At 44.3% G+C, this 14,269-nt stretch carries 12 protein-coding genes; 4 read left to right on the forward strand and 8 right to left on the reverse strand.

Annotation, left to right across the window (positions count from 1 at the left end; genetic code table 11):
• The first annotated feature begins 24 nt into the window (after nt 1-24).
• The gene (gene ahr, locus F991_RS16660) at nt 25-1,050 is read left to right on the forward strand and encodes an NADPH-dependent aldehyde reductase Ahr (RefSeq protein ID WP_004673619.1); all 1,026 of its coding nucleotides are present in this window, start codon (nt 25-27) and stop codon (nt 1,048-1,050) included.
• Here ahr and F991_RS16665 read toward each other — a convergent pair.
• On the reverse strand, nt 1,047-2,474 hold the full coding sequence (locus tag F991_RS16665; protein WP_004673621.1) for an aminotransferase-like domain-containing protein: 1,428 nt from the start codon (nt 2,472-2,474) through the stop codon (nt 1,047-1,049). The genes ahr and F991_RS16665 overlap by 4 nt on opposite strands.
• A 91-nt stretch (nt 2,475-2,565) precedes the next feature.
• Here F991_RS16665 and F991_RS16670 point away from each other — a divergent pair, with 91 nt between their 5' ends.
• Complete coding sequence (locus tag F991_RS16670; protein ID WP_004673624.1) at nt 2,566-2,976, forward strand: hypothetical protein; 411 nt, start codon at nt 2,566-2,568, stop codon at nt 2,974-2,976.
• Here the strand turns inward: F991_RS16670 and F991_RS16675 are convergent.
• A complete protein-coding gene (locus F991_RS16675) occupies nt 2,924-3,826 on the reverse strand; it encodes a LysR substrate-binding domain-containing protein (protein ID WP_004673626.1) in 903 nt (300 codons plus the stop codon). The two genes, F991_RS16670 and F991_RS16675, sit on opposite strands and share 53 nt — an antisense overlap.
• 135 nt (nt 3,827-3,961) lie before the next feature.
• Between F991_RS16675 and dkgB the strand changes: the two genes are divergently transcribed.
• A complete protein-coding gene (dkgB, locus tag F991_RS16680; protein WP_004673629.1) occupies nt 3,962-4,768 on the forward strand; it encodes a 2,5-didehydrogluconate reductase DkgB in 807 nt (268 codons plus the stop codon).
• 1 nt (nt 4,769) lies between these two features.
• Complete coding sequence (locus F991_RS16685; RefSeq protein ID WP_004673630.1) at nt 4,770-5,957, forward strand: MFS transporter; 1,188 nt, start codon at nt 4,770-4,772, stop codon at nt 5,955-5,957.
• A 41-nt stretch (nt 5,958-5,998) separates the two neighbouring features.
• Here F991_RS16685 and F991_RS16690 read toward each other — a convergent pair whose 3' ends face one another.
• From F991_RS16690 to F991_RS16715, 6 genes are all read right to left on the reverse strand, one after another.
• On the reverse strand, nt 5,999-6,649 hold the full coding sequence (locus tag F991_RS16690; RefSeq protein ID WP_004673632.1) for an START domain-containing protein: 651 nt from the start codon (nt 6,647-6,649) through the stop codon (nt 5,999-6,001).
• Between the two features lie 98 nt (nt 6,650-6,747).
• On the reverse strand, nt 6,748-7,569 hold the full coding sequence (gene dapB / locus F991_RS16695) for a 4-hydroxy-tetrahydrodipicolinate reductase (protein ID WP_004673634.1): 822 nt from the start codon (nt 7,567-7,569) through the stop codon (nt 6,748-6,750).
• A gap of 633 nt (nt 7,570-8,202) precedes the next feature.
• On the reverse strand, nt 8,203-9,318 hold the full coding sequence (gene dnaJ / locus F991_RS16700) for a molecular chaperone DnaJ (RefSeq protein ID WP_004673636.1): 1,116 nt from the start codon (nt 9,316-9,318) through the stop codon (nt 8,203-8,205).
• Nucleotides 9,319-9,462: 144 nt separating this feature from the next.
• Nucleotides 9,463-9,840 (reverse strand): hypothetical protein, encoded by a 378-nt coding sequence (locus F991_RS16705; RefSeq protein WP_004673637.1) that lies wholly within the window; start codon nt 9,838-9,840, stop codon nt 9,463-9,465.
• 132 nt (nt 9,841-9,972) lie between these two features.
• Nucleotides 9,973-13,101 (reverse strand): efflux RND transporter permease subunit, encoded by a 3,129-nt coding sequence (locus F991_RS16710; protein WP_004673639.1) that lies wholly within the window; start codon nt 13,099-13,101, stop codon nt 9,973-9,975.
• A gap of 2 nt (nt 13,102-13,103) precedes the next feature.
• Entirely contained in the window at nt 13,104-14,204 is a 1,101-nt protein-coding gene (locus tag F991_RS16715; RefSeq protein WP_004673641.1) for an efflux RND transporter periplasmic adaptor subunit, read from the reverse strand.
• Nucleotides 14,205-14,269 lie beyond the last annotated feature (65 nt).

The raw sequence follows: 14,269 nt of genomic DNA on the forward strand, positions 1-14,269 counted from the left end.
AATTTTCCTTCAATAGGAGTTGCTATGAGCAATAACCTCATTCGTGCTTATGCTGCAATGCAAGCAGGAGAACAACTGGTTCCTTACCAATTTGATGCAGGTGAATTACAAGCGCATCAAGTCGAAGTCAAAGTGGAATACTGTGGTCTGTGCCATTCCGACCTGTCTGTGATTAATAATGATTGGCGCTCAACAAGCTATCCTGCTGTTGCAGGGCATGAAATTATTGGCAGCATTGTTGCACTTGGCTCAGAAGCCAAAGGACTCAAAATCGGTCAACGTGTCGGCATTGGCTGGACCGCTGAAAGCTGCCAAGCCTGCGATCCTTGTATCGGCGGAAATCAAGTTCTCTGTACAGGTGAAAACGTGGCGACCATCGTCGGGCATGCTGGTGGATTTGCTGAGAAAGTCCGTGCAGGTTGGCAATGGGTGATCCCTCTTCCTGACGATTTAGATCCTGAAAGCGCAGGACCATTGCTTTGTGGTGGAATTACGGTTTTTGATCCTCTACTCAAACATAAGATTCAGGCGACACATCATGTCGGGGTGATTGGTATCGGTGGCTTAGGTCATATCGCGATTAAATTACTCAAAGCGTGGGGCTGTGAAATTACTGCATTCAGTTCCAATCCTGAGAAAACCGAAGAACTCAAAGCTATGGGCGCAGACCATGTGGTGAATAGCCGTGATGCGCAAGCGATCAAAGCCCAACGTGGTAAATTTGATTTATTACTTAGCACGGTAAATGTAACGCTGAATTGGCAAGCTTATTTGAGTACCCTTGCACCCAATGGCAGCTTACATTTCCTCGGCCTTACCTTGGAACCTGTACCTGTATCGGTCGGTTCGCTGATTGATGGTGCAAAATCCGTCACTGGCTCGCCAACAGGTTCTCCTTTGGCACTGCGTCAACTACTACAGTTCGCAGCACGTAAACAGATTGCACCGCAAATTGAGTTATTCCCAATGTCTCAACTCAATGATGCGATTGAGCGACTTCATTCAGGTCAAGCACGTTACCGCGTCGTGCTGAAAGCCGACTTTGACTAACTCAAAGCTGGCTTCAAACTCTGTCTAACCCAATCCGCCAACTGTTGAATCGCTTGGCGGATTTCTTCTGTAAAGGCATGCCCTGCATTTAAGCGTAGATAATGTTGATAGCGCTGATCTTCACCAAATACCTCTCCAGGTACAATATTAATGCCCTTGCTTTGCGCCAAATAATACAGCTCCAAACCTGTAATCGTAGTTGGCAATTGCATCCACAAAGCATAACCGCCTAGAGATTGGCTTAATGCAATTGGAATGCCTTGAAAGGTCTCTAGAATACAGGCACGATACTGTTCCACCTGCTGCATCAACCTAGGTCTCAACTGATCTAAATGCTCGCGATAAGCACGACTATAAATAAAATCTGCCAACCCAAGCTGTAAAGGTGTATTCACCCCAATATTATTCGCCAAAAATTGAGGGCGTAGATGCTCAAGTTGTTGCCCCAAGCAAAACCAGCCGACACGGTAGGCACTGGATAGGGATTTCGACACCGAACCACACAAAATCACGTAGCCTTTTCGATCCCAGTGCCGAATCGGTAATGGACGTTCTTTTTGATAACTACATTCGGCATAAATATCATCTTCCAGAATAAAACATTGATACTGCTCAGCCAGCTCAGCAATCCGCTGTTTCTGTTGATTACTTAAACAATAGCCCAGTGGATTTTGAAAATTGGCAGTCAACAAACATAGCTTGGCACTGCCCTGCCGCATAAAGAATTCTAAGCGCTCTAAGTCAATACCTCGATGATCCGCAGGAATTTCGATAATTTTGCGTTTCAACCCTGCAAGCAACTGCAACTGACCATTAAAAGTCGGCGTTGGAATCATGATGCTATCGCCTTCTTTGCTCATCTGTTGAATCAGTAAAGAAATCGCAGGCAAACAACCATTGCTAATAAAAATATCGTCGGCTGCGATGTACACCCCATCCTCACGCCAGTGGTCAGAGAGTGCCTGACGTAATTGCTCATGCCCCTGTTTATTGCAATACAAAAAGTCTTCAGGCTGACAATGCTTCAACGCTCGTTGCAAAGAACGGCGCAAACCATCGACAGGAATCAAATGCGGAGAAAGTTGAATCGCACCTAATGGGGTTAAATGACTTTGAATTGAGGCAGTCTGAATTTGATTCTGCAAATCCAAATTAGAAACTTGTCGAGCCATTGATTCAAATTGAGGGCTATCTGGAATGGGACTTTGATATTGCCTTGAGCTGACAAAATAGCCAGATTTTGCTTTCACATAAATCAATCCTCTTGCTTCCAACAATTCATAGCATTGTTGTGCAGTGCTTAAACTCACTTTTTGCTGACGTGCAAATTCTCTTAAAGAACTCAACTTATGTTGTGGTTGTAATTCATGCTGATAAATTTTGTGTGCAAGCTGTTCTGCAAGGCGTTGATATTGAAAAGTCATTTTCTGTACTGCTTTTTTAAAAATTTCTGTATCTGTATTGGTTTATACAACACCATTAAGCTATAAAAATCAACTACAGGAGGATAAGGCAATGAAAAATAAACTCTTATTTATAGTATGTAGCATCCTATTTACGGGCTGCCAATTTACCGATCAGAATGCTTATCAACAGCAACAGGTCTGTAAAAGACTTGTTGAGGGGTATTTAATCACGCAAAACCAGCAGAGCTATGAGTTTTGGAAACTTGAACAAGGTCCGACACAGGAACAGCAACATACGCTCAAATTGACCTATAAAAAACCCAATGAAAATGGGCTGATTTTGTCGGGTCTATATTTGCCTACCGTTGAACTTGAATGTACTTTAAAAAATCAGCAGATTATGGTTTCAGTCATCCAAGCCAAAGGTGTATTAGTTCCAGTCTTGAATGTACAACTTCAGAATGAGGCTATTGGCAAACCGAAAAGCCCTGACTTAATTGCTCAGTCAAAAACTCAATAAATAAACGGACACGCTTCGGCAGATGTTCTTGTTGATAATAAACCGCATGGATGCTTTGGTATGAATGCTCAATTTGATCCTCAAATAGCGCTTCTAAACGACCTTCTTTTAGGTCTTTCCATATCTCATATTCTGATAGCCGTGCGATTCCCTGCCCCCGCAAGCATAATTGTCGCACGGTCTCCCCGCTAGATGCCTTAATTTGAGCTTTTGCCAAGAAATACGCATGATCCACTTTAATCGGCCATGTATTGATATAAGCAGGGCGAGTAAAGCCGATCAGATCATGATCAGACAGTTGTTTTGGCTGATCTGGTCTGCCTTTACGTTTCAGATAGTCAGGGCTGGCAACAATATAGACTCGGCTTTTACACACCAATTTGGCATGTAAACTTGAATCATGCAGTTCGCCGAAACGGAATGCCACATCGGTTTTATGTTCGAGTAAATCAATCACCAAATCATTGCTGTTTATTTCTATTTCAATATTGGGATAGCGTTGTCTAAATCCATGCATCAACGGCGCAATCACATGCAAGATAAAAGGCGTCGCGGAATCAATCCGTATCAAACCAGAAGTCGCTTGATCTGATCGTTGTAAAGCCTCTTCTGCGGCATTTAAGTCATTGAGTATTTTACGGGCATGATCGAGAAACTGTTGCCCTTCTTGGGTAAGTTTTAATTTACGTGTGGTTCGCTCGACCAAAGTCACTTCTAGTTTTGCTTCTAAACGGCTTAACGAACGACTCAGCCCAGATGAGGTTTGCCCTAATTTTTCTGCGGCAGCAATAAAAGAACCCGTGTCCACAATACTAATAAAAGCAACCAGTTCCTCTATTGTTGATTTCATTGCAACGCTCAATTATTGATAATTAATCAACTATATTTTGCAAATTCCTGTATTTTTTAGCAACAATAATCGTCGCAGAATTGCACCTATAAACTAAATACGCTCAGTTGAGCAAAACAAGATAAGGTGAATAATATGCATATCCCACAATTTGGTTTAGGTACTTTCCGTCTTAAAGATCAAGTAGTGATTGATTCTGTTAAAACGGCCTTGGATGTCGGCTATCGTGCGATTGATACCGCACAAATTTATGAAAATGAAGCCGAAGTCGGGCAAGCAATCGCTGAAAGTGGGGTTGCACGCCAAGATGTGTTCTTAACCACAAAAATCTGGGTCGATAATTTTGCAGAAGATAAACTTATTCCAAGTTTAAAAGAAAGCCTACAAAAGCTGCGCACTGATGCCGTTGATTTGACCTTGATTCATTGGCCTGCTCCGCGATTGGGTGTCTCTATTCCCACCGTGATGCAATTGCTTTTGGAAGCGAAGCAGAAAGGTTTAACCAAGCAGATTGGTATCTCAAATTTCAATATTGCCTTAACCCAGCAAGCAATTGAAAGCATTGGGGCAGAACACATTGCCACCAATCAAATTGAATTAAGCCCTTATTTACAGAACCAAAACTTGGTCAATTATCTGGCTGAACAAAACATTGATGTGACCTCATATATGACACTTGCCTATGGCAAAGTGCTAAATGATCCGATCCTACTTGAAATCGCCGCACGGCATCAGGCAACCACAGCACAAGTGACATTGGCTTGGGCATTACAACAGGGTTATGCGGTGATCCCATCTTCAACCAAACGTGAAAATCTGATTAGCAATTTGAAAGCACAACAACTACAGCTCAGTATTGAAGAAATGCGGATGATTGCACAACTTGAACGTAATGGCCGCGAGGTCAGTCCTGAAGCATTTGCGCCTGAATGGGATCAATAATATGAGCCGTCATATTAATCTTCCTTTACTGACACTGGCGATTGGTGCATTCGCAATCGGTACGACAGAGTTCTCGCCTATGGGGCTATTGCCCAATATTGCCAACGATCTTGGCGTGTCCATCCCCAGTGCAGGCATGCTGATCACAGGTTATGCATTGGGCGTGATGCTTGGTGCGCCAATCATGACCTTGTGGTTCGGCGGCTTTGCTCGTCGTAATGCACTCATTCTATTGATGGCGATCTTTACCATCGGTAATCTGATCGCAGCGTTTGCTCCCAATTATACGAGCCTCATGGGCGCACGCCTGATCACCAGTCTGAATCATGGCGCATTCTTCGGCATTGGCTCCGTGGTTGCCGCCAGTGTCGTTCCAACACATAAACAGGCCAGTGCGGTTGCAACCATGTTCATGGGACTCACCATTGCCAATATCGGAGGTGTACCACTTGCGACGTGGGTGGGGCAAAATATCGGTTGGCGAATGTCTTTCCTTGCGATTTCTGTACTCGGCATTATCACTATGTTATCGCTTTGGAAAGCCCTGCCTGTTGGCTCTGTTGGACAAAAACCCAATATAAAAATGGAACTCAGCGTGCTAAGTCGACTCCCAGTGGTATTGGCATTGCTCACCACCGTGTTTGGGGCTTCAGCGATGTTTACCCTATATACCTATATCGCGCCAAGTCTAGTTGAGTTCACTCAAGCATCACCATTCTTTATTACCATGATGCTGGTCCTCATCGGGATTGGTTTCTCAGTGGGTAATCATTTCGGTGGTAAATTTGCTGATTTATCGATTGATAAGACCTTAATTGGCTTCTTGCTGTTATTGATCGTACTGATGCTCATTTTCCCGATCCTCGCACAAACTCAGCTGGGTGCTGCGATTGGTTTGGTGGTTTGGGGTGCAGCAGCCTTTGCGATTGTTCCACCCTTACAAATGCGGGTAATGTCCGTTGCCCATGAAGCATCAGGACTCGCATCTTCAGTCAATATTGGCGCATTTAATCTGGGCAATGCCATTGGTGCGGCCGCAGGTGGGATAGTACTTAGTCTCGGTTTAAACTATGCCGCGGTTTCCATGATCGGTGCGGTATTAGCAGGCATTGGTTTAATCTTGGTGTTCATTCAAATCAAACTCTCACGCAAACACAACGTCCAATATCATCAATGCCCTCAAGCTTAAATTAAAAAAATACCTGATTTAAATCATAAATCAGGTATTTTTTATTTCAACAAATCAGGTAATTTCGGTTGTTTATATAATGGATGATGCACTTCTTTTTTCATTTTCATCAGCATTTGATAAGGCTGTTGCTGTACAAACATATTGACAAAACTCAACGGAATCGCCCCTGCTGGATCTGCATAACCACTGGTGGAAACTTTGACCTTATTTTCCGCGACTTTCTGAAAAGTCCAATCCCCCTCATAGCGACTCAAGCGGATAATGTCAGGCTGTTCAGGATAATCATACTTAATCGCTTGATTCTTAATACTAATGCTACCATCCGCATTTTTACTCATTTTACCTTTAATCACCACATCACGGTCTTTGAGCGGAAAGGGAAAATCCAGCACCATGTACAGAATAAATTCACCTTTTTTCTCGTCACGAGACAACAGTTGTGCTTTACCGACATAAGGTACCCATTTCGGTGTACGCTCCACATCCAGTACCACTGCCACCGCACGCTCTAGCGGTACATCAAACGTGGTTTCAGCTTTATACTGAAACACAGGATTATTTTCTGTTTGATAGGTCCAAACCTTAATATCATTGCGATGTAGGCTAAGTTTTGCAGTTTCTGCTGTCGCACTTACAACTACGCTGGTGATACTCAGTAGCGCAGCAAGAACAATCTGTTTTTTATTCATGTCATGCTCAATTGTTTTAATGATGGTGAGAACTTGCTGAACTTTGGTCTGGATGCAAAGCTCAACAAGCTCTTTTTATAGTGCAAAAAAGTAAAATTTTATACTTGAATATCGTTAAAACCTAAAACATCTTTCATGTCATATTTACGTGCTTCACGTCCCACCACCCATGCAGCAGCACGCACAGCACCAGAAGCAAAGTTCATACGATTGGTGGCTTTGTGCGTCACTTCAACACGCTCACCTTCACCAATAAACATCACTGTGTGTTCACCCACGATATCACCACCACGAATGGTTTCAAAACCAATGGTTTGACGATCACGTGGGCCGGTATAGCCTTCACGACCATAGACAGCAACTTCTTTTAAGTTACGCCCTAAGGTATCCGCAATCGCCTCACCCATCATAAATGCAGTACCAGAAGGTGCATCGACTTTATGGCGATGGTGCGCTTCAATAATCTCAATATCGACCGTATCACCAAACACTTGAGCCGCCAATTCCAATAGTTTAATTGAAACGTTGACCCCAACAGAGTAGTTGGCTGCGTACACAACAGGTGTTTGTGTCGCTGATTCGTCTAAAAATGCCTTCTGTTCATCTGACATGCCCGTAGTGCCAATCACCATCGCAACGCCTGCTTCACGACATAATTTAAGATGCTGTTCGGTTGCCACAGGTGCGGTAAAGTCAATCACCACATCACAGTCTTTTAAAACTTCACTCAAACTTCCCACCACCTTGACACCGATGCTACCCACACCTGCAAGCTCGCCTGCATCCGCACCGACCAAGCTGCTTTCAGGACGCTCAACTGCGGCTGCAAGTTGATAGCCTGCTTGTTGCACAGCTTGAATCAGAATACGCCCCATGCGTCCGCCTGCACCCAAGATTCCTATGCGTGGAGAAGTTGACATAATTTTTCCCAAAGTTTGTGTTTCATGTTTCGTACTATAACCTGAGTTCAATATAAAATCTCGTCTGAAATATGATACTCAATAACGTCATCCACAACCTGAGCAAGCTAAAGCGATTATAGCTTTAGCGTAGCGCAAGACAAACGGAGTGCATAGTTCATACTCAAGCATAGCTTTTCGCCTTGCGGTACGGCAGAGATTATTAATCTCTGCTATTCGTACCTCAGGTTTTGCCTAATTTTGCCGAAACACTTGCGAAGCTTTAAACGCTTCTCAGGTCGAGCCTGAACGAAGTTGAAATATATTTCAACTGAAGTGCAAGACATAGTGGCTTATCCTAAAATAGGATGAGAACTCGGCACGACTCCGTTAAGCCTATACAGCCTCATAAGTAAGAAATCAGCAGATATCTTTTGTATAGGCAATTTATTACTTTTGAAGGATCAAAAGTAAACAAAAATCCTCTGTTTGGCTGATGGTACTTCCCTGATACCACAGCCAAACGGGCGGCATCCATGCCGCCAGCACAATAGTAAATGCTGGTTATAATTTCTTATAAATCAAAGAACCTTAAGTTCCTAAAAAATTCCCACAAAAAAACCTGCCGAAGCAGGTTTTTTCTGTTGATGTCGATTAATCAAATAGACGATCAAAGAATGATTTTTTCTTTGGAGAAGAAGTACTGTCTTCACCATCAAAAGAAATCTGTAATTCTTTTAACAACTCACGCTGACGGCTGGTTAAGTTCACAGGCGTTTCAATCACAATACGGCACAGTAAATCACCTTGCATACTGCTGCGCACTGGACGGACACCTTTGCCGCGTAAACGGAACATTTTACCCGTTTGCGTACCTTCAGGAATTTTTAGGCTGACACGGCCATCAAGGGTTGGAATCTCAAGCTCTTTACCCAAAGCAGCATCCGCGATACTGACAGGAACATCCATATACAGATCAGCGCCATCACGTTGGAAGATTTCGTGTTCACGTACCACAACTTCAACGTACAAATCACCTGACTGGCCATCACGAATGGCTTCACCTTTACCGGTTAAGCGTACGCGATCACCATTGTCTACCCCTGCAGGAATGGTCACTTCTAGGGTCTGCTGACGATCAGCAACACCTGAACCATGACATGCATGACATGGATTCTTAATGATTTTACCTTGACCACGACAGGTGCTACAGGTTTGCTGAACAGAGAAGAAACCCTGCTGCATACGCACTTGACCTGCACCGTGACAGGTACGGCAGGTTTCTACATCATTCGGGTTTTTAGATCCTTTACCATCACAGACATCACAAGGGGCTGGCGCAGTAAAGGTAATGGTCTTTTTAATCCCCTTAACGGCTTCCTCAAGCGTGAGTTCCATGACATAGCGAAGGTCTGAACCACGGCGTTGACGCTGTTGTTGACGACCACCGCCACCAAAAGCACCACCAAAGATATCGCCAAACTGGCTAAAAATATCCTCTGCGCTAAATCCGCCGAAACCACCGCCACCGCCGCCGAAACCACCTTCGAAAGCGCTATGTCCAGCACGATCATACATGCTGCGCTTTTCACTATCGGAAAGCACTTCATAAGCTTCAGAGGCTTCTTTAAATTTGTCTTCAGCTTCAGGGTTGTCTGGATTACGGTCTGGGTGATACTTCATCGCCAACTTACGATAGGCTTTTTTGATCTCATCATCACCTGCGGTTTTCGAAACGCCTAAAACCTCATAATAATCACGTTTAGCCATGGTTGGCGGTGCTCCTCACGGAATTAATTCAATTTCTACAAACAAATAGGCTCTGCTGGCATTTTATTTATAAAAGCCAACAGAGCCTTAATAGGGGCTGTACGATATTTTTACAAGGTCTAATACCATAAAAAAAAGACAAAATTAGAAAACAGCTTTATTTTTAAAGTACTTAGCAACACCTTTTAGCCATGCATTTAACAAAAACAACCATGCAATCAGACTAAATACCACACCTGTGACCGTTGTCGCTGTGACCCAGAGCGTGCTATCCCACGCAACAAAGAACAGTGGGATAAACCATAGCGCTGCAAATAAGGCCATGAGAATAAATAACAGCACATTACGCATAATCCAAAGTGCGTGCGCATGTATCCACACCTCAGCATTATCCACAACTGCAACTTTTCGCGCTAATACATATGCAAAAGCGGCAAACACGATTGTAAATAATGCAAGAAACATGAACACGTAAGAAATCGCCACGTATCGGCGATGCTGCTCAATATTACCTTGCCCCATGCGCTATATCACCTCATTCATCACATTTTGCCAAATCAGCCATGCAATGGAATTCCATTATTTTTTTGGTCTTAAATATAGATGCTACTATATTGAAATTTTCAATATTTCGCACCTCTATTCACAAAATAATTATGTTAGATCTGCTGTTTTCTTGACCTTAAACCACGCTGCGTACAGTGCAGGTAAGAAAAATAAGGTCAGTAGAGTCGCAACAATCAATCCGCCCATAATCGCAACCGCCATTGGACCAAAGAAAATACTGCGGGATAAAGGAATCATCGCCAACACCGCAGCCAGTGCAGTGAGGACGATGGGACGAAAACGACGCATGGTCGCGCCAATAATGGCATCCCATGCAGCGTGCCCTGCTTGTATGTCTTGCTCAATTTGATCAATCAAAATCAACGAATTTCGCATGATCATTCCAGAAAGTGCAATCGTTCCTAGCATCGCAACGAAACCAAACGGTTTGTTGAACAATAATAGAAAAGCCACTACCCCGATCAAACCCAACGGTGCGGTTAATAAGACAATCGTTGCTCTAGACATACTGCGTAACTGAATCATCAATAGTGTCATCACCACCGCCAAAAATAACGGCATACCCGCGTTGACGGAACTTTGGCCGCGTGCAGACTCTTCTATCGTTCCACCGACCTCGAGCAGATAGCCACTTGGTAACTCTGCACGTATCGCTTGCATCGGATCAGCCAATTGTTGAACCACAGTTGCAGGTTGTAACTGGGTTCGAATATCAGCCCGTACCGTAATGGTTGGCAGGCGGTTACGATGCCAAATTAAACCTTCTTCAAAACGTGATTCAATTTGTGCGATTTGTGCCAATGGCACAGTCGTACCATTGCTGGTTGGAACAGACAAACTGGCCAAAGAAGCCACTTCTGCACGCTCGGTTTGATCACCACGCAAACGGATCTCAATCAATTCTCGTTTTTCACGATATTGATTCATGACGGTACCCGTTATCGAAGCATTCAAGAAGTTGGCTAAATCAACACTAGAAACGCCCAATTGCCGCGCACGATCTTGGTCAATTTCAATCGCAATGATTTTGCTTGGCTCGCCCCAATCCAAATGTACATTGGTGGTATTTGGATCTTCACTCACAACTTTAGAAACCTGCTGTGCCCATTGACGTACCGTGCCCAAATCTTCCCCCGAGATGCGGTATTGCAATGGATAACCTACAGGTGGACCATTTTCCAATAAAGAAACACGCGTCCTTACCTGAGGCAATAAGGCTTTAATTTGTGTCTCTAAAGAACGGCGAATCTCGTCCCGATCATCCAAAGAGGAAGCCAATACCACAAATTGAGCAAAGCTTGCTTGTGGCAACTGTTGGTCTAATGGTAGATAAAAGCGTGGTGACCCTGTGCCGACATAGGCCACATAATTATCAATCCCGTCTTGTTTAGATAGGAATTGTTCCACCTTTTGCACAGCTTGTTCAGTTGCCGTCAGTGAAGCACCCTCTTCTAGTTTTATATCCACCAAAATTTCCGCACGGTTTGACGGCGGGAAGAATTGTTGGGGAACCAGTTTAAACATCATCACCGACAGCACAAAAATCCCAACGGTAATGGCGATCACCGTCTTACGATAGGTAATACAGATTTCGACCACATGGCGGAAAGACTGATAAAACTTGGTCTGGTATGGATCATGCTGCCCTGCATGTGCCTGTACCACAGGTGCAGGTTGTTTACGCAATCTCGCCCATAAGCGTAGATACCATGCCGCTTTTTGCTGTTGCTTGCTAAAATCGGGCAGTAATTTTTCACCCAAGTAGGGCACAAATAAAACCGCTGCAATCCATGACACTACCAAGGCAATGGTCACCACTTGGAAGATGGAGCGCGTGTATTCGCCCGTACCTGATTGTGCTGTCGCAATCGGTAAGAATCCTGCTGCGGTAATCAGTGTTCCTGTCAGCATTGGAAAGGCTGTGCTTTGCCATGCAAAGCCTGCGGCTTTGAGCCGACTGTAGCCCTGCTCCATTTTAATCGCCATCATTTCAACCGCGATAATGGCATCATCCACCAACAGCCCCAATGCAAGAATCAATGCACCAAGCGAAATCTTATGTAACCCAACATCAAATAAAGACATTCCTGCAAAAGTCATCGCAAGAACTAAAGGAATCGACAGTGCAACCACTAAACCCGTACGGAAACCCAAAGAAAAGAAACTGACCAATAAAACGATAATCACCGCTTCAGCCAACACTTTTAAAAACTCTTGAATACTGCGTTGCACCGCCACGGGTTGGTCTGACACTTTTTGCAGTTTCATACCCAAAGGCAGGCTTTTTTGTAGCTGGTTAAATTCGGTTTCTAGGTTTTTACCCAGTGCGATAATATCGCCGCCTTTACGCATCGAGACCGCAATCCCAATGCCATTTTCGCCCATAAAGCGCATTCTTGGCTGAGCAGGTTCGCTGAAACCGCGGTAGACATCTGCCACATCGCCCAATTGAATGGTTTTATCACCCACTAACAGTGGCATTTTTTTCAAATCTTCGACGCTGTGTAAATGTCCACTGACGCGAAGTTGGATACGATCTGTGCCCGTTTCAAAGAAACCTGCACTGGCCATGTCATTTTGTTTTTGAATCGCTTCCTGAATCGCAGTGACAGGAACACCGAGTTGCACGGCTTTAGTATTGGACAGTTCAATCCAAATGCGTTGATCTTGCAAGCCGACTAAATTGACCTTGCTCACATCCTTGACCCGTTGCAATTGCAGTTGCAAACGGTCGGCATACTCTTTCATGACGGCATAATCAAAATCTTTGCCTGTCAGCACATAGATATTGCCGAAGGTATCACCGAACTCATCATTGAAAAAAGGACCTTGCACACCACTAGGCAGTTCTGAGCGAATATCATTGACCTTCTTGCGCACGTTATACCAGACATCAGGAATTTGACTCGATGGCAGGCTGTCCTTCGCCACAAAAGTCACCAAGGACTCTCCGGGACGTGAGTAGGCCATGATGCGGTCATACTGACCCGTGGTCATCAATTCTTTTTCAATCCGATCTGTGACCAGTGTCGAGACTTCTTTGGCGGTTGCCCCAGGCCAGAAGGTTTGTACCACCATCACTTTAAAGGTAAACGGTGGATCTTCACTTTGCGCCAGTTTGGAATAAGACATCACGCCGACAATGCCCAATAGCAGCATAAAGTACAGCACAATCCCTTTATTTTTTAAGGCCCATTCCGAAAGGTTAAATTTCATGATTAACCTCCCGCTTTTATGCTAACTTCGCGATTTTCACGATCAATCGGATGAATTTTTTGCTGATCACGCAACAAATGTACGCCCCCAACCACCACCCAGTCGGTTGCTTTTAAACCGGATAAAATCGGCACACTGTCACGTCCATAAGTACCTAAAGTGACAGGAACTTTACGTAAGGTTTGATTGGCATTGACCACCCATAGATAAGCTTGCTGATCTGTCGCGGTGACACTCGACAACGGCACACTCAAAACATTGCTGTCCTGACTGACAAAAAATACGCGGGCGCTTTGTCCAAGCTGAATACTGGACTGACCTTCAAGCAGTGAAACTTTGACAGTAAATGTCCGTGATTGAGCTGCTGCGGGTGAAACTTCACGAACTTTTGCAGCAAAACGAGCTTCTGGCTGAGACCATAAGGTTACCCAAACCGCTTGACCGACTTTGATGTCACCCACTGCTTGTTCAGGCACACCAAAAACCACCTCACGCTCGCCATCAATCGCCAACTGATAGGCCGCCTGTCCTGCGGCGACCACTTGTCCCGTTTCAATTTGACGCTCGGTAATGACTCCATTTTTATTGGAAATGAGCTGGTTATATCCCGTTTGATTGGCAGAAACTTGGTAATTCGAGCGTGCTTGTTGTAAGTTCGCTTGTGCAGATTCGTGTTGATTTTTTACCGCATCGAATTGTGAGCGACTGACGGCATTGACGGGTAACAATTGTTGATAACGTTGATATTCTTCAGCGGCAATTTTAGCTGCTGCCTGTGCACTTTCCAATTGTGCCTTGGCTGCGTTCATTTGCAATTGCGCATCTTTTACATCGAGTTTTGCTAAGACTTGCCCAACCTTGACTCGATCACCCACATCGACATAACGCTCCGTTACCTGTCCCCCAACGCGGAACGCCAATGCTGTTTGTTGTTTTGCCTGTACATCACCTGCATAGCTTTTTTGATCGGTGTGATTACGACTCGGTTGGGTCACCATGACATAAGGAATTTCCTCGGTCTTGGGAACTTCTTTTTGGCATGCTGATAAAGTGACACTGCTGAGGACAAGCAACCCCACAATTACATGATTTAGCAGATTCATCTCTGTTTCGCTCTTATTCAAATTGATTTTTTAAGGCACAATAAAGTCTATTGACAGCAACCATC

The sequence above is a fragment of the Acinetobacter sp. CIP-A165 genome (genome assembly GCF_000367985.1).
Classification (GTDB): domain Bacteria; phylum Pseudomonadota; class Gammaproteobacteria; order Pseudomonadales; family Moraxellaceae; genus Acinetobacter.